This is a genomic window from Nocardia aobensis NBRC 100429 (assembly GCF_000308375.1).
GTDB classification, from domain to species: Bacteria; Actinomycetota; Actinomycetes; order Mycobacteriales; family Mycobacteriaceae; genus Nocardia; species Nocardia aobensis.
In genome coordinates, this window is the sequence record NZ_BAFQ01000196.1 from 1 (window position 1) to 19,509 (window position 19,509).

The 19,509-nt window shown below is 67.4% G+C and carries 21 protein-coding genes; 14 read left to right on the forward strand and 7 right to left on the reverse strand.

The window, feature by feature from the left end; genetic code table 11:
* The 5 genes from RJ03_RS25120 to mnhG all read left to right on the forward strand — a co-directional run.
* Nucleotides 1-421, forward strand: a 421-nt coding sequence (locus RJ03_RS25120) for a Na(+)/H(+) antiporter subunit C (protein WP_245552378.1), incomplete at its 5' end; no start/stop codon positions are given.
* Nucleotides 418-2,034 (forward strand): Na+/H+ antiporter subunit D, encoded by a 1,617-nt coding sequence (locus RJ03_RS25125; RefSeq protein WP_036506291.1) that lies wholly within the window; start codon nt 418-420, stop codon nt 2,032-2,034. The genes RJ03_RS25120 and RJ03_RS25125, both read left to right, overlap by 4 nt.
* The gene (locus tag RJ03_RS25130; RefSeq protein WP_036506294.1) at nt 2,031-2,546 is read left to right on the forward strand and encodes a Na+/H+ antiporter subunit E; all 516 of its coding nucleotides are present in this window, start codon (nt 2,031-2,033) and stop codon (nt 2,544-2,546) included. Before RJ03_RS25125 ends, RJ03_RS25130 begins: the two co-directional genes overlap by 4 nt.
* A 70-nt stretch (nt 2,547-2,616) precedes the next feature.
* The gene (locus RJ03_RS25135; RefSeq protein ID WP_036506297.1) at nt 2,617-2,877 is read left to right on the forward strand and encodes a monovalent cation/H+ antiporter complex subunit F; all 261 of its coding nucleotides are present in this window, start codon (nt 2,617-2,619) and stop codon (nt 2,875-2,877) included.
* A complete protein-coding gene (gene mnhG / locus RJ03_RS25140; protein WP_083871318.1) occupies nt 2,874-3,230 on the forward strand; it encodes a monovalent cation/H(+) antiporter subunit G in 357 nt (118 codons plus the stop codon). Before RJ03_RS25135 ends, mnhG begins: the two co-directional genes overlap by 4 nt.
* Before the next feature lie 18 nt (nt 3,231-3,248).
* On the opposite strand, the gene RJ03_RS25145 is transcribed toward mnhG, so the two are convergent.
* On the reverse strand, nt 3,249-4,523 hold the full coding sequence (locus RJ03_RS25145; RefSeq protein ID WP_036506390.1) for a phosphatase PAP2 family protein: 1,275 nt from the start codon (nt 4,521-4,523) through the stop codon (nt 3,249-3,251).
* Between the two features lie 89 nt (nt 4,524-4,612).
* Between RJ03_RS25145 and RJ03_RS25150 the strand changes: the two genes are divergently transcribed.
* Nucleotides 4,613-5,050 (forward strand): hypothetical protein, encoded by a 438-nt coding sequence (locus RJ03_RS25150; protein ID WP_245552379.1) that lies wholly within the window; start codon nt 4,613-4,615, stop codon nt 5,048-5,050.
* Between the two features lie 137 nt (nt 5,051-5,187).
* Nucleotides 5,188-5,964: an alpha/beta fold hydrolase gene (locus RJ03_RS25155; RefSeq protein WP_036506303.1), complete on the forward strand. Its 777-nt coding sequence runs from the start codon at nt 5,188-5,190 to the stop codon at nt 5,962-5,964.
* Nucleotides 5,965-6,019: 55 nt separating this feature from the next.
* Here the strand turns inward: RJ03_RS25155 and RJ03_RS25160 are convergent, their stop codons facing one another.
* From RJ03_RS25160 to napA, 4 genes are all read right to left on the reverse strand, one after another.
* Entirely contained in the window at nt 6,020-7,165 is a 1,146-nt protein-coding gene (locus tag RJ03_RS25160) for a glutamate--cysteine ligase (protein WP_036506306.1), read from the reverse strand.
* 13 nt (nt 7,166-7,178) lie between these two features.
* Nucleotides 7,179-7,868, reverse strand: a complete 690-nt coding sequence (sodC, locus tag RJ03_RS25165; protein ID WP_036506308.1) for a superoxide dismutase[Cu-Zn] — start codon at nt 7,866-7,868, stop codon at nt 7,179-7,181.
* Between the two features lie 116 nt (nt 7,869-7,984).
* Complete coding sequence (locus RJ03_RS25170; protein ID WP_036506311.1) at nt 7,985-8,554, reverse strand: LytR C-terminal domain-containing protein; 570 nt, start codon at nt 8,552-8,554, stop codon at nt 7,985-7,987.
* A 54-nt stretch (nt 8,555-8,608) separates the two neighbouring features.
* Complete coding sequence (gene napA, locus RJ03_RS25175) at nt 8,609-8,986, reverse strand: nucleoid-associated protein NapA (protein ID WP_036506314.1); 378 nt, start codon at nt 8,984-8,986, stop codon at nt 8,609-8,611.
* Between the two features lie 126 nt (nt 8,987-9,112).
* On the opposite strand from napA, the gene RJ03_RS25180 reads away from it, so the two are divergent.
* Genes RJ03_RS25180 through RJ03_RS25190 form a run of 3 tightly spaced genes read left to right on the forward strand, consistent with a single transcriptional unit; the run spans nt 9,113 to nt 11,556 of the window.
* On the forward strand, nt 9,113-9,703 hold the full coding sequence (locus RJ03_RS25180; protein ID WP_036506316.1) for a peptide deformylase: 591 nt from the start codon (nt 9,113-9,115) through the stop codon (nt 9,701-9,703).
* Entirely contained in the window at nt 9,693-10,682 is a 990-nt protein-coding gene (locus tag RJ03_RS25185; protein ID WP_036506318.1) for an N-acetylglutamate synthase, CG3035 family, read from the forward strand. The genes RJ03_RS25180 and RJ03_RS25185 overlap by 11 nt, the downstream gene beginning before the upstream one ends.
* A gap of 22 nt (nt 10,683-10,704) precedes the next feature.
* Nucleotides 10,705-11,556, forward strand: a complete 852-nt coding sequence (locus tag RJ03_RS25190; RefSeq protein WP_051025226.1) for an exodeoxyribonuclease III — start codon at nt 10,705-10,707, stop codon at nt 11,554-11,556.
* On the opposite strand, the gene RJ03_RS25195 is transcribed toward RJ03_RS25190, so the two are convergent.
* Nucleotides 11,537-12,175: a hypothetical protein gene (locus RJ03_RS25195; protein WP_036506320.1), complete on the reverse strand. Its 639-nt coding sequence runs from the start codon at nt 12,173-12,175 to the stop codon at nt 11,537-11,539. The genes RJ03_RS25190 and RJ03_RS25195 overlap by 20 nt on opposite strands.
* A 112-nt stretch (nt 12,176-12,287) precedes the next feature.
* Nucleotides 12,288-14,114 (reverse strand): acyl-CoA dehydrogenase, encoded by a 1,827-nt coding sequence (locus RJ03_RS25200; RefSeq protein WP_036506323.1) that lies wholly within the window; start codon nt 14,112-14,114, stop codon nt 12,288-12,290.
* Between the two features lie 289 nt (nt 14,115-14,403).
* Here RJ03_RS25200 and RJ03_RS25205 point away from each other — a divergent pair, with 289 nt between their 5' ends.
* From RJ03_RS25205 to RJ03_RS25220, 4 genes are all read left to right on the forward strand, one after another.
* A complete protein-coding gene (locus tag RJ03_RS25205) occupies nt 14,404-15,030 on the forward strand; it encodes a TetR/AcrR family transcriptional regulator (protein WP_036506326.1) in 627 nt (208 codons plus the stop codon).
* A gap of 125 nt (nt 15,031-15,155) precedes the next feature.
* The gene (locus tag RJ03_RS25210; protein WP_036506329.1) at nt 15,156-16,364 is read left to right on the forward strand and encodes a homogentisate 1,2-dioxygenase; all 1,209 of its coding nucleotides are present in this window, start codon (nt 15,156-15,158) and stop codon (nt 16,362-16,364) included.
* The gene (locus RJ03_RS25215; protein WP_232329599.1) at nt 16,361-17,542 is read left to right on the forward strand and encodes a fumarylacetoacetate hydrolase family protein; all 1,182 of its coding nucleotides are present in this window, start codon (nt 16,361-16,363) and stop codon (nt 17,540-17,542) included. Before RJ03_RS25210 ends, RJ03_RS25215 begins: the two co-directional genes overlap by 4 nt.
* A gap of 124 nt (nt 17,543-17,666) precedes the next feature.
* Nucleotides 17,667-19,460, forward strand: coding sequence for an AMP-dependent synthetase/ligase (locus tag RJ03_RS25220; protein ID WP_036506332.1), 1,794 nt, complete (start codon nt 17,667-17,669; stop codon nt 19,458-19,460).
* The last annotated feature ends 49 nt before the right edge of the window (nt 19,461-19,509 follow it).

Below are 19,509 nucleotides of genomic sequence, written 5' to 3' on the forward strand. Positions count from 1 at the left end.
TGGACGGCACGACGTCTTCGACGAAGGGAGGGATGCGATGAGCGCGAACATCACCATGCTGGCCCTGATCGGGATCATGGTCGCCTGCGGGGTGTATCTGGTGCTCGAACGCGCGGTGTCGAAGATGCTGCTGGGATTGATCCTGTTCGGCAATGCGGTGAACCTGCTGATCCTCACCATGAGCGGTGCGGACGGGCGGCCACCGATACTCGGCGAGTCGGATCGGCGACATCACGATCCGGCCGATCCGCTCGCACAGGCGATGATCCTCACTTCGATCGTCATCACCATGGGTTTGGCGGCATTCGTTCTCGCCCTGGCCTATCGGGCCTTCGCGCTGACCACCACGGAACAGGTCGAGGACGACCCCGAGGACGTGAAGGTCGCGGCGAAGCGCGAGGGCGAGGACCCCGAGCGATGAGCCCGTCTCCCGGTCTGCTCCCCGCGCTCTGCCCCCTCCCGGTGCTGATTCCGCTGCTCACCGCGGCCGCGACCCTGATCGTGGGCCGTAAAGCGCGCGTGCAGCAGGCGATTTCGGTGGCGGCGCTGACGTCGGTGGTCGCGATCTCCGGGGTGCTGCTGTACCTGGCCGACCGCGACGGCATGGGCGCGGTGCAGGTCGGCGGCTGGGAGACGCCGATCGGCATCACGCTGGTGGTCGACCGGCTGTCTGCGGGCATGCTGCTGGTGTCGTCGATCGTGCTGCTCGCGGTGTTGATCTTCGCGGTCGGGCAGGGTATCAGCGACGGCACCGAACGCCAGCCGACCTCGATCTTCCAGCCGACGTATCTGATTCTGAGCGCGGGCGTTTCGCTCGCCTTCCTGGCCGGTGACCTGTTCAATCTGTTCGTCGGATTCGAGGTGCTGCTGGCCGCCTCGTTCGTCCTGCTCACGCTGGGCGCGAGCGCCGACCGGGTCCGCGCCGGGGTGTCGTATGTGATGGTGTCGATGGTGTCGTCGCTGATCTTCCTCACCGGCATCGCGGTGGCGTACGCGGCGACGGGCACGCTGAATCTGGCCGATATGTCGGTGCGGATGGGCACGGTGCCACTGGGTGTGCGCGGCGCGATCTGCGCGGTGCTGCTGGTGGCTTTCGGCATCAAGGCCGCGGTGTTCCCGCTGTCGAACTGGCTGCCTGATTCGTATCCGACCGCGCCCGCACCCGTGACGGCGGTCTTCGCGGGTCTGCTGACGAAAGTCGGTGTGTACGCGATCATCCGGGTGCATTCGCTGTTGCTGCCGGCCGGCACCTTCGACAATGTGCTGCTGGTGTGCGGCCTGCTCACCATGGTGATCGGCATCCTGGGCGCGATCGCGCAGAGCGATATCAAGCGTCTGCTGTCGTTCACCCTGGTGAGCCATATCGGCTATCTGATGTTCGGGGTGGGGCTGAATTCCGTCGGCGGCACCACCGGCACGGTGTTCTACGTGGTGCATCACATTCTGGTCCAGACCACGCTGTTCCTCGTGGTGGGCCTGATCGAGCGGCAGGCCGGATCGGCGTCGCTGAGCCGGTTGGGCGGTTTGCTGGCGGCGAGCCCGGCGCTGGCCCTGCTGTTCGGTATTCCGGCGCTGAATCTCGGTGGTATTCCGCCGTTTTCCGGATATATCGGCAAGGTGCGGCTGTTGCAGGCGGGAGCCGCCGACGGGAGCGTGCTGGCTTGGATGCTGATCGCCGGCGCGGTGACGACCAGTCTGCTCACGCTGTACGTCATGGCGCGGGTGTGGAGCAAGGCGTTCTGGCGGCCGCGCGTCCAGGCCCCGGAGGGTGAGCTGGCCGATGCCGCTCCCTCGGCGCTCATCGACGAATCCACCGATGTGCTGTTCGACGACCGCGTCGATCCCGGTCGCATGCCCCGGCTGATGGTGGCTCCGACGGCGGCGTTGATCGTGGTCGCGCTCGCGCTCACGGTGTTCGCCGGGCCGATCCTGGGCATCTGCCGGCGCGCGGCCGAGGATCTCAACGATCCGCACCGGTATCTGGGCACCGTGCTCGGCCCGCCGGAGACGTGGCAGTCGGGAGGAACCCGATGACGCGGGATCGACTGGTTCGCATCGGCGTGCTGATCTGGCTGGCCGTCGTCTACACCGCGCTGTGGGGTAATGCCAGCGTCGCCAATCTGCTCGCCGGACTGGTGGTCGGCATTCTGATCATGGTGCTGCTGCCGCTGCCGCGGGTTCCGGTGAACGGCGGGCTGCGGGTGCTGCCGCTGCTCGAATTGATCATGCTCACCGCCTATTACGCGATCGAATCCAGTTTGCAGATCGCGTGGTTCGCGGTGCGCCCCGCCGGTGCGCCGGTTTCGGGCGTGCTGCGGGTGCGGCTCGCGATCGACTCGGATCTGGTGCTGGTGCTGTGCGCCGACGTGCTCAATCTGATCCCCGGCACGATGGTGCTCGAGCTGGACCGGGTGGCCGGGGTCGCGTGGGTGCACGTGCTCGATGTCGGCAGCGACGACGCGGTCGAGAAGTTCTACTACATCACCCGCCGATTGGAAGGCCTGCTGATCAGGGCCTTCGAAGGCAGACCACAGGAGGCAGCGTGAGCGACCATCGCGCAGCGGCTCGCGCTGCCGACCGGGTGCGGGTGTCCCGCAAATTACCGGAGGCAAATCCATGACCTTTGTCGCGATCGTGGCGGGCGTACTCCTGGCGACCGCCGCGGCTTTCACATCCTTCCGGGTGCTGGCCGGTCCCGGCACCCTGGACCGGGTCGTCGGCATCGATTCGCTGGTCGGCATCGCCGCGGCCGGATTGGCGGTGTGGGCCGCCTACAGCGACGACACCACGGTGGTGCCGGGCATCGTCGCGCTGTCGCTGGTCGGCTTCCTGGGATCGGCCGCGGTCACGCGGTTCCGGGTGCGGGACGACAAATGAGCGGCATGTTCCATACCGCGCTGATCTGGTTGTCGTACGGAACCATCCTGCTCGGGGCGTTCCTCGCCGCCACCGCGGCGATCGCCATCGTGCGCTTCCCCGACACCCTCTCGCGCATGCACGCCGCGACGAAACCTCAAGTCGTCGGCCTGGTTCTGATGCTGATCGGTTCGGCGATCCAGTTGCGCGGCCATCCCAACGTCTGGATGTTGGTTCTCGTCGGCCTGTTCACCCTCGTCACCGCACCGGCCATCGCCCACCTGGTCGGCCGGACGGCCTATCGGGAGCAACGTCATCGCGACGGGCTGCTGCTGATCAACGAGATGGGCGACGAGGACCTGCCCGACGACTGAATCCCCTACGCCGAATCCCTACGCCGCGACCGGTTCTGCCACATCCGCGGTCGTGCGCGCGAACCAGGTGCGGTAGAACGCCGCCACGAATCCGGCGAACGACCCGAGCGCGATGATCCCGGCGGGTAGCGGATATTCGGCCATCCACACCGCCAGATACCGGTAGGCGAGCAGCAACCCGATCAGCAGTGTGAATCCGGCGGCGACCAGCAGTGCGCGCGCCCGATCCCAGCCGCGCTCGGGTGCGCGCAACACCGATTCGACGGTCAGAGCCAGCACGGCCCCGGCCAGCAGGTCGGCGCCGTAGTGATAGCCGAAACCGAGGGTGGCCGACAGCGTCGCGAGCAACCAGAACGTGCCGGGCCAGCGCACCCAGCGGGGCGCCGGCGCACCGTCGTTGTCGCGGCGGGTGTGCAGGAAAACCGCGGTCGCCCAGGCGGTGTGCATCGAGGGCATGCAGTTGCGCGGCGTATACCGGTCGAACGGCATCGGCTTCGGATGGTAGTCGGTGGGGGGAACCAGATGTGGCCAGTAGTTGCCGACCTGCAGGCCGTGGCCGTCCGGTCCGAAGGCGAACATCGGCCCGACCACCGGGAAGATCAGGTAGATCACCGGGCCGACCAGTCCCAGCACCAGGAAGGTGCGCACCAGATAGTGCCGGGGCCATGTCCCGGTGCGCACCACCTTGCGCAACTGCCAGACGGCCACCACCATCGCGGCCACCGGCAATTCGATGTAGACCCAATGCAATACGCCGTAGACCACCGGGCCCAGGGCCTCGATCACCCGGCCCATCACCCAGGCGGGTTCACCGAAGGCGTGATCGGCCAGCACCAGATAGCGGTCACGGACGTCCGGGCCGGCCACCACCGTGAAGTGCAGCCACACATCGCCGACCTTGGTGGCGATGATCAGCAGCGCTCCCAGTGCCGCCGCCCGCAGGGCGTTGCGTTTGCGCGTACCGTCCCAGCCGAGCCAGGCGATCAACGCCACCGCGGTGAGGGCGATGACCGCGCCGTTGCCGACGGTCAGCGGACCGCCGAGCAGCACGCGGATCGTCGCGCAGAAGGCATCGACGATCACCGCCGCGCCCACGGCGAGAAACCGCCACCGCCACGACAATCCGACCAGCGCCAGGGCCAGCCCCGCCCACGGTACGGAGACCGATTTGGGCGTCCCGGCGAAGTCCTCCCAGAGGCTGTGCAGCGGGCCCTCGAAGTTGTTGCGCACGGCCAGGATCTGCAACCCGATCAGCAGCGCCGGGACCGCGATGAGCAGCACCCGGACCCCGATGTGCGGCGACCACTTCCGGGACCGTCCACGGCGAGCGTCACCGAAGTCGGAACGCGGATCATCGAGCAGCACCCGATCATCGTAAACAGGTGATGAACGCCGCCCCTCGCACAGCGGAAACGTCGGCGACGGATGTGATCTGCGCCATTGTCGCGACGGGCGCTCGCCGCGACAACTTTTCCGTAAGCGATTACCAGGGCCGCGCTGCCACAGTTCGAGCCATGTTCACTTGGTATGTCGCTCTGCTCGCGATCAGCGGGATCGTCATGATCGCCATGGCGTCGGTGCAGCAGGGTCAGAGCAGCGCGACACGATCCTTCAACGGCATCTTCGGCGGCATCTTCCTGGGCTACGCCTTCTACCTCGCCTTCCTCTTCGACGGCGGCTCGTACCTGATCTTCTTTCACGCGTTCATCGTTCCGGTGACGATGGTGGTGAACTTCTTCCGCAACCGGACTCCCCGCCCGAAGCTCACCGAAACCCAGAAGGCCTGGCGCGAATTCCAACGCGCCGGCGAACACCGGTAGTCAGCGCCGACGGTCGCCCTCGTCGTACGGCGCCATGGCGCGGCCGAAACCTGGTGTCGCCCCGGTGAACCCGCGAGCTGGGCCACATGTCGGCGGTCCGCGCGACGGATGCGACGCCTTCGGACCAGACTGCACGCATGGGTGAATACATCGACGCGCGCGGGTTGCGGACCTACTACGAGGTGCACGGGGACGGTGCGCCGGTGGTGTTGTTGCACGGCGGGCTGGGGACGGCCGAGTCGTGGGGACAGCAGGTGGGCGAGCTGGCCCGGCACTATCGGGTGTACGTCCCCGAGCGCCGCGGACACGGCAGGACCGCCGATGTGCCCGGCCCGATCACCTATGCGGCGATGGCCGAGGATACGGCCGCCTGGCTGGACGCCATGGCGTTGCGCGGCGCCCATCTGATCGGCTGGAGCGACGGCGGCGCGGTGGCGGCGCTGGTGGCCATCACGCGGCCGGAGCTGGTCGGCAAACTCGTTGTGATCGGCCAGTATCTGTCGCTGGACGGTGAGTGGGCGTCGTCGCGGGCGGCACTGGACGGATTCGCCGAGGACGCCGACACCCGTGCCATGTTCGAAGGGTTGCACGCGCCGCTGTCGCCGGACGGCCCGGACCACTTCCCGGTCGTGTACGACAAGATCATGCGCATGTGGCGCGAGGAGCCCGAGATTCCGCTCGACGACATCGCTCGCATCACCGCACCGACGCTGTTCATGCAGGGTGACGGTGACTGGGTGCGGGTCGAGCACAGCGCGCTGCTCGCCCGTACCGTCACCGATGCGCAACTGGCCGTTGTTCCCGGGACCTCGCACGCGCTGCCCCTGGAAAAGCCCGAGCTCGTGAACCGGTTGCTGCTGGACTTCCTCGCCGACGAGCAGGTCGCCCGATTCCTACCGATCGGGCACGAGTAGCGGCGGCTCGAAACGATTCAGCGCCGCCCCGCTGAGTGGGCCACAGCCCGCCGACTCAGCTGTTCAGTTCCTTGACCAGCGCGTCCACCACTGCCACCAGATCGCCCTGCGCGGCCGCCGCCACTCGCCGCTGCCGTTGATACGACGCCCCGCGCTCGACGATATCGGGCACTCGCGCGAGTTCGTTCTCGCACTGCAGCAGCTTCGCGGTGGGCTGCAATCGGTCCAGCAGATCCATCAGATCGTCGGTGACCAGCCGCTCGTTGCTGTCGGAGTCGGTGATGATGATCGCGTCCAGCCCGTAACGCGCTGCGCGCCACTTGTTCTCCTGCACATGCCACGGCGGCAGGGTGGGCATGGTCTCGCCCGCCTCCACCCGGCGATCCAGATCCACGATCAGGCAGTGGATCAGCGCGACGAGTGCGGAAAGTTCGAAGCGACTGGGGATTCCGTCGCACACACGGACCTCGATGGTCCCCCACTTCGGCGCGGGGCGGATATCCCAGTGCATGCCGCCGAGCTGTTCGAACACACCGGTTTTCATCTGGTCGTGCACGAAGGACTCGAACTGCGACCAGTTCTCGAACTGGAACGGCAATCCGGCGGTCGGCAGCTGCTGGAACATCAGAGCGCGATTGCTCGCGTACCCGGTGTCGATGCCGGCCCACATCGGTGAGGACGCCGACAGCGCCAGCAGATGCGGATAGGAGAGCAGCAACGTGTTGAGAATCGGAAAGACCTTCTCCGGGTGCGAGACTCCCACGTGCACGTGCACGCCCCAGATCAGCATCTGACGCCCCCACCACTGGGTGCGGCTGATCAGTTCGTCGTAATGCTCGGAGCGGGTCAGCTGTTGCGTCGACCACTGGGCGAACGGATGGGTGCCCGCGCAGAACAGATCCACACCGACCCGGTCGGCGGCCGCGCGCACGGTGTCCATCGTGGTGTGCATCTCGTCGACCACCTCGCCGACGGTGTCGTGGACACCGCTGACGAGTTCGACCGTGTTCTTCAGCAGCTCCTTGGTGACGTGCGGCGGCCCGTTGGGTGCCCGCAGATCACCGACCTGGTCGAAGACCGCGGCGGCCGTGTTGGAGAGATTGCGCGTCTGTTTGTCGACGAGCGCGATCTCCCATTCGACGCCCAGCGTCGGGCGGGGCGAGCCGTTCCAGGGAACCGTTCGAGAGCCAGCCCCACCCATGACGAATCCGCTCTTACCCGATGACGCCGCAGGCGACCCGGCCGCCCGCGTCGCCGGTTGCCAGAGTTTCGGCGTCGGGCCCGGGCGCGCCACCGTTGGCCTGCAGGTAGCGGTTCGGGATGTTGCCGAAGTTGTCGGCGCCGGCGTGGATCATCAGCGCCTTGCCCTTGATCTGGTCCAGCGTCACGGAGTCGGTGGTGGTCACCAGCTTCGCGGTGCCGTCCTTGCCGACCTCGAGCGAGGTCAGATCGCCGCTGGCCGGGTGGGTGTTCGCCTCGCCCACCTGGAGATGACCACCGGCCGAGAGGAAGTTGCCCGGCGCGCCGCCGGACGGGGCGGTGGAGTTCGGCTCGCACTTGCCGTTCTGGTGGATGTGCAGGCCGTGGAAGCCCGGCTGCAGGCCGTGCGCGTCGACGGTGATCTGCAGTTTGTCGCCCGACTTGGCGATGGTGGCGGTGCCGACCTGCGCGCCCGAGGGATCCTTCAACTGCACCGACACCGAATCGCCGGAGGGCGGGTTCTGCTCGGCGCCGGTGCCGGAGTTCTCCGCCGGACCGGCGCTACCGGTCCACACCGCGGGGGTGGTCCCCTTGACGTCGCTCGACTCCTGGCTGTTGCTGCAGGCGACCAGGCCGAAAGCCGCGATCGCCAGCATCGGTGTCACAGTCCGCCAGGAGGGGCGACGGGTTGCGGAGGGGGCCATCGGAGAACTCCTTTACGAGTACCGAGTTTACGAGTAGTGCTGGTTGAACAGATTCCTTACCGGACAAGATGATGCCAGAGCCGTTGTGCACCGCACTGGTGGGGCTCGGTTGGGTCCTAGTTACCGGTGACGATGACGATGATGCCCGGCGGCGAGTCGGCGATTCCGGCGAAACGCGGCTCGGCCGATACGCCCAGCTCATTCGCGATCGCCTGGGCCGTCTCCCGTTCGTGCGGGGAATTTCCGTAGTAGACAGTTGTTTTCGCGATCACACCGCCGGGGTAGTTGCCGGTCTCGGTGACGTCGAAGCCCGCCGCGGTGAGCTGGCTCCCGGTCTTGGAGGCCAGGCCGGCGACGGTGCTGTTGTTCAGCACCCGGACCGGGACGGTCTTGTCCACACCGGCCGCGGTGCTGGTCGGCGCCGCGGTGGTCGTCGTGAGCGTGGTCGCCGGCGCCGCGGTGGTCGTGGCGGCCGTCGTCGAGGGCGTCGTGGCGGCGGCGCGGGTGGTGGTGACCGGGGCGGCCGTCGTCTCGGTATCCGACGAGGTCTCCGCGGCAGCGGAATCGGACGTCGAATTCGACAGCGACATCGCGCCGAGGCCCGCGAAGACGATGGCCAGCGCGATCAGCACCATCGCGAGTGCTCGCAGCGGCGGTCCACCGGTGGGCGGATTCGGGTTGCTCACGGTGTCGACCCTAGTCGCAGGGATGAGCGAGCGCGCGCATCGGACATCCGCCGGTCAGACCTGGAAGCCCAGCCGCCGCGCCGCCCGCGATTTCTGCCGGCTGGCCCGCAACCGGCGCAGCCGTTTCACCAGCATCGGATCGGCGGCCAGCGCCTCGGGCTTGTCGACGACGGCGTTGAGGACCTGGTAGTAGCGGGTGGCCGACATCGCGAACAGATCCCGGATGGCTTCTTCCTTGGCGCCCGCGTACTTCCACCACTTGCGCTCGAAATCGAGGATTTCCAGTTCGCGGCGGGTGAGACCGTCGACCACGCCACCCTCGGGGGCGGTCCCGGCCACCGCGCCGGAGGCGCCTTCGATCACTGCCGCGATCTCTTCGCTCGCGGAGCTGTCCTCGCTTGCGGATAGATTCCGGGCCGCTGCGCTGTCCATATCGCTCCCTCGCCGAATCAACAACGGACGACAGTCGTCGTCATTCAACCACGCGGCACACCCCTTCACCGAGGCGTCGTACGGCGTGTCGGGCCGCACACGCGGCGCCGCGTAAAGTGTGCCACCATGGCGATTCTCCCGATCCGCATCGTCGGCGATCCGGTTCTGCACAACCCGACCGCGCAGGTGTCGCAGTCGCCGGCCGAACTCGCCGGCCTGATCGCGGACATGTACGAAACCCTCGACGCCGCCAATGGAGTCGGGCTCGCCGCCAATCAGGTCGGTGAATCGCTGCGGTTGTTCGTCTACGACTGCCCCGACGTGCAGCCCGACGGTTCGGTGCGGCGGCGGCGCGGCGCGGTGATCAATCCGGTGCTGGAGACCTCCGAGATCCCCGAGACCATGCCCGATCCCGACGACGACGAGGAGGGCTGCCTCTCCGTTCCGGGTGAGCAGTTCCCCACCGGCCGCGCGGACTGGGCGCGGGTCACCGGCACCGACGAACACGGCGAGCCGGTGACGATCGAGGGCGAGGGGTTCTTCGCCCGCATGCTCCAGCACGAGGTCGGCCACCTCGACGGGTTCCTCTATGTGGACGTGCTGATCGGGCGCAACGCCCGCGCCGCGAAGAAGGCGATCAAGCGCAACGGCTGGGGCACACCGGGTTTGAGCTGGGTACCGGGCGAGGTACCGGATCCGTTCGGGCATGACGACTGACCGTCCCGATATCCCGATCGGGCGCCGGGTGGTGGTGCGGTACCGCCTGCCCGAGGGTTATCCACAGCAGTTCACGGATGTGATCGGCGAGCTCGTGGCACCGGATCCGGTGCAGGTCCGCACCGCCGACGGCACCGTGGTGACCATCGCCACCGATCGGGTGGTGGCGGTGAAAGCACTGGGCCCGCGGCCGATTCGGATCGGTGAGATCCGCGCGCTGGAAGCGGCGGCCATCGACGGCTGGCCCGGACTCGAACGGGCCTGGTTCGACGGCTGGCTGTGCAGCATCGGCAACGGCTACACCCATCGCGCGAATTCCGCTGTGCCGCTGGGCGAATCGGGCCGCAACGCCGCCCTCGACATGCGTACGCTGCACCGCATCGGCGAGTGGTACACCGAACACGGCCTGCCGCTGCAACTTCGGCTCCCCGATCGCCTGGCGCCGGTGCCGCCGGGCTGGCTCACCTGGGGCGAGACGATGGTGCTCGGCATCGATATCTCCACATTCGTCCTGCCGCAGGGTCCGTCGATGGTCCGCATCGACGACGGCCCGCATCCGGCGTGGCTGGAATTGCACCGGCACCGCGGCGAGGACACCGTCGACGTGGCCGCGCCGCTGCCGGACACCGGCGTGCTCACCGCGGTCCGCGACGGTGAACTCGGTTTCGCCGCGTTGGGCCTGCCGACCCCGCTGGCGATCGGCCGCGGCGCCCTCACCACCGCCCCCGACGGCCGCCGCTGGATCGGGCTGAGCTGCCTCGCGGTCGCCGCGCCACACCGCCGGCACGGCCTGGGCACCCTCGTCTGCGCCGAGCTGATCAACTGGGGCTACAAACGCGGCGCCACCCACGCCTATGTCCAGGTGGAGGCGAACAACGCCGCGGCCCTCGCGATGTACCGGGAGATGGGCTTCGTCGACCACCACAACTACCGCTACGCCGCCCCGGATCCCGACGCGGGCCGCCACCGGCGGGAGTGAATCGGGCGGCTAATCTCGCCTCATGCGGTTGGCCACCTGGAATGTGAATTCGATTCGATCTCGCGTGGATCGGGTGGTGTCGTGGCTGGACCGCGCGGATATCGATGTGCTGGCCATCCAGGAAACCAAATGCCGCGACGACCAGTTCCCGGCCGAGCGGTTCGAGGAAGCCGGCTACGAGATCGTGCACACCGGCTTCAGTCAGTGGAACGGGGTGGCGATCGCCTCCCGGGTGGGCATCGACGACGTCGAGGTCACCTTCCCGGGCCAGCCCGGATTCGACAAGGACGCCGAGGCCTCGCTGCTGAGCGCGCCGGTGGTGGAGGCCCGGGCGATCGGCGCCACCTGCGGCGGCGTCCGGGTGTGGAGCCTGTACGTACCCAACGGGCGCACGCTGACCGATCCGCACTACACCTACAAGCTGGAATGGCTTGCCGCCCTGCGTGATTCGGCGGAAGCGTGGCTGCGGGCCGATCCGTCGGCGCAGATCGCGCTGTGCGGCGACTGGAATATCGCCCCCACCGACGACGACGTGTGGTCGCCGGAATTCTTCGCGCACAAGACGCACACCTCGGCGCCGGAGCGCGCCGCGTTCGATGCCGTCGTGGCGGCGGGATTCACCGATGTGATGCGCCCCTTCGCGCCCGGCCCGGGTGTCTACACCTACTGGGACTACACCCAGCTGCGCTTTCCGCGCAAGGAGGGTATGCGCATCGATTTCGTCCTCGCCTCCCCCGCGCTGAGCGCCCGCGCCGCCGACGCCGGCGTCGACCGTGAGGAACGAAAAGGGAAGGGCGCCAGCGACCACGCACCCGTGGTGGTCGAATTCTCGGAGCAGCAGCCGGCGCCGGAGGTCAGCTCTGCCGGGTCTTGATGGCGTCGTGGGAGATGTAGACGTCGTAGCTGCCGGGCATCGCGATCACCGCGTTGCCGTATGCCGAGCGGATGAACGGTTCGGTGTACCAGCTGTGATCGCGCATATCGGTGAAGAAGTCACCGTCGCCGCCGTTGAGCATGGTCTGGTGCTGACTCACCGCGGTGCCGTCGAGCCGCTGCCCGTAGAGCCGGGTCACCTTGTAGCCGGAATGGAAGCCGAGCGCGTTGACCCACGGCTCCAATTCCACGATATCGGCCTGTAGCACCCACAGATCACCCTCGATCCGATAGGTCTGACGGGTCTCGTCGTGATGACCGTCGCCGTAGAGCGTCAGCTCCACATCGAGGGTATGGTCGCTGCCCGCAACGCTTTTCACGACGACGTGCGCGGCCTTCACCTCACCGGTCAGCCCGAGGTAGGTCTGCAGCAGCGTCACCGCCCACAGCAGGACGATCGCCACCAGCAGCACCACCAGACCGCTCGCGCCGCGCCCGATATGCCTGCGCCAGCCCGCTTTCCGAGCGCGGAGTACGGCCGTGACCAGCATCGCGATCGCGACGACGAAGAGCACCGCCAGCAATGCCTGGATCCAGCCGAAGGCCATCGGGAACACCATGCCGACAGTTGTACCCGCATTCGGGTACCACACGCGGGCGAGTCGGACACGAATACGCCACGGCCGGCCGGGATTTCCCGGCCGGCCGTGTGCGCGGTGAGAGCTCTTCGGCCTAGAAGGCGCCCTCCTCCATCTGCATGATGTCGGTGTCGAGGTTCTCCACCACGGCCCGCACACCGCTCAGCAGCGGCAGCTGGTTCTTGGCGAACCACGATGCGACACCGACCTTTCCGGTGTAGAACAGCCGATCCTTCTCCGACGGCTGTCCGGCCAGCGCGGCCTGCGCGACCTGGGCCTGCGCGAGCAGCCGCCAGCCGATGACGAGATCGCCCACGGCATGCAGGAAACGCACCGAACCCAGGCCGACCTTGTAGATCTCCTCCGGCGTCTGCGCGGCGGCCACCAGATAACCGGTGAGCGCGGTCGCCATCGCCTGCACATCCGCGAGCGCGGCGCCCAGCAGGGTCTTCTCCGCCTTCAGGGTGTCGGGCTCGCTCTCGGCGAATTGCTGGATCAGCCCGGCGACATGTGCCAGTGCCACGCCCTTGTCGCGAACGATCTTGCGGAAGAAGAAGTCCTGCGCCTGGATCGCGGTCGTCCCCTCGTACAGCGAGTCGATCTTCACGTCGCGGATGTACTGCTCGATCGGGTAGTCCTGCAGATATCCCGACCCACCGAAGGTCTGCAGCGTCTCGGTGAGGGTTTCGTACGCCCGTTCCGAGCCGACGCCCTTGACGATCGGCAGCAGCAGGTCGTTGACCCGCGCGGCGGTGTCGGGGTCGGCGCCGAAATTCGCCTGTGCCACATCGTCGTTCTGGTACGCCGCGGTGTACAGGTACAGCGCCCGCAGGCCCTCCGCATAGGACTTCTGCAGCGCCAGGCTGCGCCGGACGTCCGGGTGGTGGGTGATGGTGACGCGCGGAGCGGTCTTGTCGGCCATCTGGGTCAGGTCGGCGCCCTGGACGCGGGACTTCGCGTACTCCAGCGCGTTCAGGTATCCGGTGGACAGCGTTCCCGCCGACAGCACGCCGACCATCATGCGCGCGTTCTCGATGACCTTGAACATCTGCGCGATGCCGTTGTGCACATCGCCGACCAGATAACCGACCGCGGGCTTGTCGCCACCGTAGGTCAGCTCACAGGTGGGCGAGGACTTGATGCCCATCTTGTGTTCGAGATTGGTCACCAGCACGCCGTTGCGCTCGCCCAATTCCATTGTCTGCGAGTCGAACAGGTACTTCGGCACCACGAACAGCGACAGGCCCTTGGTACCCGGGCCGGCGCCCTCGGGCCGCGCCAGGGTGAGGTGGAAGATGTTGTCGGCGGTATCGCCGACGTCACCGCCGGAGATGAAACGCTTCACGCCTTCGATGTGCCAGGTGCCGTCGGGCTGCTGGACGGCCTTGGTGCGGCCCATGCCGACATCGGATCCGGCATCGGGTTCGGTGAGCACCATCGTTCCGCCCCAGCGGTTCTCCCAGGCGTGCTCGGCCCACCGGCGCTGTTCCTCGGTGCCCTCGCGATAGAGCACCTGGTGCATGAGCGGGCCCATATTGAAGAAGCTGGCCGAATTGTTCGCCGCGACGAGCATTTCCTGAGTCGCCCAGATCAGCGGCGACGGGGCGTCGACGCCACCCATCTCCTCGGGCATGCCCAGCCCGGACCAGCCGGCCTCGTTGACCGCCGCGACCGTCTTGCGCAGCGGGTCGGGCACCACGACCTCGTGCTCGGTGGCATCGAACGAGATCGGATTGCGATCGGCGTCGACGAACGATTCGGCTACCGGCCCCTCGGCCAACCGCTGCACCTCGGTGAGCATTCCGCGTGCGGTTTCGGTATCCAGATCGCCGTACGCGCCGGCGTCCAGCAGCGCACCGATCCCCAACACCTCGAACAAGTTGAACTCGATATCCCGAATGTTCGCCTTGTAGTGCGACACGCTCAGGGCCTCCTCGCCGTCGTGGAATGTTCTCCGTCGGAGGTTGCCGTACCCGGGTTCACTTACGCAACCGTAACCGGCCGAGACTAGAGAATTCGCGGTAACTTACGCGGGCGGACCAGTCCATCCGCGATTCACTTTTCCCAATCGTGCGCCGCCTCGCGGCGATTTGCTCGGAATATGCTCGCATTCGATATCCGCGATCGGCCGCGTCCCGCCCGCACACCTGCCCGGCAGCGGCGCGATGCGACCGGCATAATCGGCCTCTACCACTGCTATCTTGTTCGCCATGGCTTCGGAATCCGCGGTGCGACCGCGTCAACGGGCCCAGCATCTCGGCCCCGAACGCCGACGCCCGCAGGTTCTGGACGCGGCGCTGCGCATCGCGGCGGACGAGGGCATCGCGGCCGTCACCATCGCCGCCGTGGCCGAACGCCTGACCGTGACCCGGCCGGTGGTCTACGCCTGCTTCGCCGACCGCGTCGAACTCATCAACGCCCTCATCCAGCGTGAGGAGGGGCTGCTGCTGGCCGGCATCATGGACGCCCTGCCACCGCGCCGGGTCGAGGCCGACGAAGAGGTCTTCATCGAGGGCTTCCGCGCCCTGCTGGAGACCGTCTCCAAGCGTCCCGACACCTGGAAACTGTTGCACGGCAATCCCGATCCGGCGGTGGCGAGTTCGTTCGGGCGCGGGCGCAGTTTCGCGGTCGAGCGGTGCACCCGTCGGCTGCGGCCCACCCTGCAGGCGTGGGGAACCGTCGACGCGGAGCGCAAACTGCCCGCGCTGGTGGAGCTGTGGGTATCCGCCGGTGAGGGCGCGGTGCGCACACTGGTGACCGAGGGCGACACGTGGACGCCGCAGGATCTGGGCGCCTTCGTCGGCGCGGCGGTCTACCGCGCGCTGCGCTCGGCCTGAGCGGCTGCCGCGAAACCGCCGCTCGACTGGTAGATCTGCCGACCAAACTGCGCACTCTCCGGCAATAGCGCTAGCTAAAATGGAAATCGGCGTCCATTCGACCAGCGACCCGGCGGGAGAGCGGTATGGCGTTCTATCGGCAACTGGGTTCCCTACCGCCGAAGCGGCACACCCAGCATCGTGACGAACGGGGGCAGCTGCTCTACGAGGAGCTGATGGGCGAGGAAGGCTTCACCGGGGACTCGTCACTGCTGTATCACCGCGGCCTGCCGCCGGCCATCGTCGACTCCTCCGCGTGGCGGCCGCCGAATTCGCGGACCGTGCCGAACCATCCGCTGCGGCACCGGCACCTGCGGCTGCACGAACTGTTCCCCGAGTCCGTGCTCGCGCAGACCGATGTCGTGACCGGCCGCCGCCTGATCCTCGGCAACGACGACGTGCGTATCTCCTATGTGGCAGCGCTGCGCGAATCTCCCTTGTACCGCAACGCGATCGGTGACGAACTCGTCTACGTCGAGGCCGGTTCGGGTGTGGTGGACACCGTCTTCGGGCGGCTGCCGGTGCGCGCCGGCGATCATGTGCTGCTGCCGCGGGCGACCACGCATCGCTGGCGGCCGGACGGACCGGAACCGCTGCGCGGTTATATCGTCGAGGCGACCGGACATATCACCGCGCCGAAGCGCTATCTGTCCGCGTTCGGCCAGTTCCTGGAGAATGCGCCGTACTGCGAGCGGGATCTGCACGGTCCGGCCGAACCGCTGCAGGAGTCCGGGGCCGAGGTCGAGGTTCTGGTGAAACATCGGCCCGGCGCCGAAATACTCGGCACCCGCATGGTGTACGCCGAGCACCCGTTCGACGTGGTGGGCTGGGACGGCTGCCTGTACCCGTACCGGTTCAACATCGCCGATTTCGAGCCGATCACCGGTCGTATCCATCAGCCACCCCCGGTGCATCAGGCCTTCGCGGGCACCAACTTCGTGATCTGCGATTTCGTTCCCCGCAAGGTCGACTATCACCCGCTGTCGATTCCGGTGCCCTATTACCACTCCAATGTCGACTCCGACGAGATCCTGTTCTACTGCGGCGGAAACTACGAAGCCCGCCGCGGTTCCGGTATCGGACCGGGTTCGGTCTCGGTGCATCCGGGCGGATATGCGCACGGTCCACAACCGGGCGCCTACGAACGCAGCATCGGCGTGGAATTCTTCGACGAACTGGCGGTGATGGTCGACACCTTCCGCCCCCTGGGTCTCGGCGAGGGCGCCCTGGCTTGCGAGGATCCGGACTATGCGTGGACCTGGTCGGGGCGCGGGCCGAGTTCGGAGCGGGCGTGACCGCGAGGGTGCGGCCCCCGGTGGCCGACGACGACCCCTTCGGACCGGACCACCTGCCGTACGGAGTCTTCGCACCGCCCGGCCGGCCGTTCCGCGTGGGCGTCCGGCTCGGCGCATACGTGCTGGATATCGCTGCGTTACTGGATGATTCGTGCTTCGCGCAACCGACGGTGAACGACTTTCTCGCTCGCGGCCCGCTCCACTGGCACAGCGTGCGCGAACGATTACGGGAAGCCGCGCGCGGTCCGCTGCCCGCGGAAGCGATTCATTCGCTGGATTCGGTGCGGCTGAAGTTGCCGATATCCATCGGCGACTACGTCGACTTCTACGCCAGTATCGACCACGCCACCCGTCTCGGCGGCTTCCTGCGGCCGAACGGTGAAGCGCTGCTGCCGAATTGGCGTCATCTGCCGGTCGGCTATCACGGGCGCGCGGGCAGCGTAGTGGTCTCGGGCACGCCGGTGCGACGGCCGTTCGGGCAGCGCCGGACCGGCTCGGGCGCACCGGAATTCGCGCCCTCCGCGCGGTTGGACATCGAAGCGGAACTCGGCTTCGTCGTCGGCGTCGGTTCCGAGGTCGGCACCTCGATCGCGGTGGACGACTTCGCCGATCACGTCTTCGGCGTGGCGCTGGTCAACGACTGGTCGGCCCGCGACATCCAGGCGTGGGAGGGACAGCCGCTCGGCCCGTTTCTCGGCAAATCGTTCGCCACCTCGATGGCGGCGTGGATCACTCCGCTCGCCGCGTTGGAATTCGCCCGGATCGCGGTGCCGGAACAAACACCCGAACCGCTTTCCTACCTACGGGGACAACAGGATTGGGGGTTCGACATCGACGTGCGGGTGCACTGGAACGGCGTCGCGGTGAGTGCGCCACCCTATCGCGCGATGTACTGGTCCGCGGCGCAGATGCTGGCCCATCTGACCGTCAACGGCGCCGGCACCCGGTCCGGCGATCTGTTCGCCTCCGGCACGATCTCGGGACCCGGGCAGGACCAGAGCGGATCGTTCATCGAACTGTCCGGCAACGGCGCCCACCCCGTCGACGTCGGCGGCTGTGAGCGGACGTTCCTCGCCGACGGGGATACGGTCCTTCTCACCGCGACGGCCCCCGGCCCGCGCGGCGCGCGGATCGCGTTGGGTGAGGTCAGCGGCGAGATCCTGCCCGCTCGCCGCTGATCGGCGGAGTGCACCGTCCCGACGAGACTACAATGTGATAGACGTCACAGCACGCGGAACGCGGCTTTCCCATCCCGTCCAGTGCGGTGCACATCATCGGCAGCGTGGCTTGTGAGGAGCAGCTATGCGCGAATACAGCCTGCCGGCCCTGCACGAAGTTCCCCCCGGCACCACACTCGGCGATCTCGTTCACCGCAACGCCGAACAGTATCCCGACGTTGCGGTCATCGCTCGAAAACGCGACTCCCGATGGGAGGATCTGACCGCGGTCGAATTCCTCGCCGAGGTGCGAGCGGCGGCCAAAGGCATGATCGCCACCGGTATCGAACCGGGCGACCGGGTGGCGATCATGTCCCGCACCCGGTACGAGTGGACACTGCTCGATTTCGCCATCTGGTGTGCCGCGGCCGTCACCGTTCCGGTGTACGAGACGTCCTCCGCAGAACAGGTGCAATGGATACTCTCCGATTCCGGAGCCGTCGCGGTGATCACGGAAACCGCCGCGCACACGGCCGTCGTGGGCAAGGTGCAAGAACAGGTGCCCGATCTCGCGCACATCTGGGAGATCGAGGCGGACGCGGTCGCCACCCTCGTGCGCACCGGCGCCGAGGTCACCGACGCGGCACTGGACGAACGGCGGTCCGCGATCGCAACGGACTCTCTCGCGACCGTCGTCTACACGTCCGGCACCACCGGCCGGCCCAAAGGATGCCGGATCACCCACGGCAACTTCCTCGGCGAACTGAGCAACGCGACCGCACGCCTGCCGCAGCTGTTCCGCACGGGAGAGTCGTCGGTCCTGCTGTTTCTGCCGCTGGCCCATGTCTTCGGGCGGATCGTCGAGGTGGCCGCCGCGCTCGTACCGATCAAGATCGGTCATGTCGGCGATGTCAAGAACATCACCGAAGAGCTGGGAACCTTCCGGCCGACGTTGATCCTCGGCGTACCGAGGGTTTTCGAGAAGGTCTTCAACGCGGCCCGCACGCAGGCGCAGTTGACGCACCGGGGCCGGATCTTCGACATCGCGGCCGATACGGCGATCGCCTACAGCCGAGCCCTGGACAACGACCACATCCCGCTGGGGCTGCGCTTGCGCCATCAGCTGTTCGACCGTCTGGTGTACCGCAAGCTGCGAGCCGCGCTCGGTGGCCGGGCCACGCACGCCCTCTCCGGTGGTGCTCCACTCGGCGAACGGCTGGGGCACTTCTTCCGCGGCGTCGGTTTCACGGTGCTGGAGGGTTACGGACTGACCGAAACCTCCGGAATCGCCACCTTCAATCCCGACGACCGGCCGAAGATCGGAACCGTCGGCCAGCCGGTGCCGGGCACCACGGTCCGCATCGACGACGACGGCGAAATCCTGCTGCGGGGCCCCCAGATGTTCCCCGGCTATTGGAACAACCCCGTGGCCACCGCACACACGTTCCGCGACGACTGGTTCGCCACCGGCGACATCGGCTCGCTCGACGACGAGGGCTACCTCACCATCACCGGCCGCAAGAAAGAACTCATCGTCACCGCCGGGGGCAAGAACGTCGCCCCGGCGGTGATCGAAGACCGCATTCGAGCCCACGCCATCATCGGGGAAGTCGTGGTCGTCGGCGACGCCAAACCTTTCGTCACCTGTCTGGTGACCGTCGACAGCGAGCACTTCCCGATCTGGAAGCAGTTGCACGGCAAATCCTCCGAGGCCACCCTCGCCGACCTCAGCTCCGACCCGGAGCTGCTCGACGCGATTCAGGCCGCCGTCGACGACGGCAACGCGGCCGTATCCCGAGCCGAGGCGGTCCGCAAGTTCAGGCTGCTGCGCACCGAATTCACCGAGGCGAACGGCTATCTCACCCCCTCGCTCAAACTCAAGCGCAACGTGGTGCTGCGCGACTTCGCCGACGAGATCGACGCACTGTATTCGGCGTGACGCGGCCGGTCGAATCACCGAGTCCGATCCAGGTTCCGATGGCAGGGGC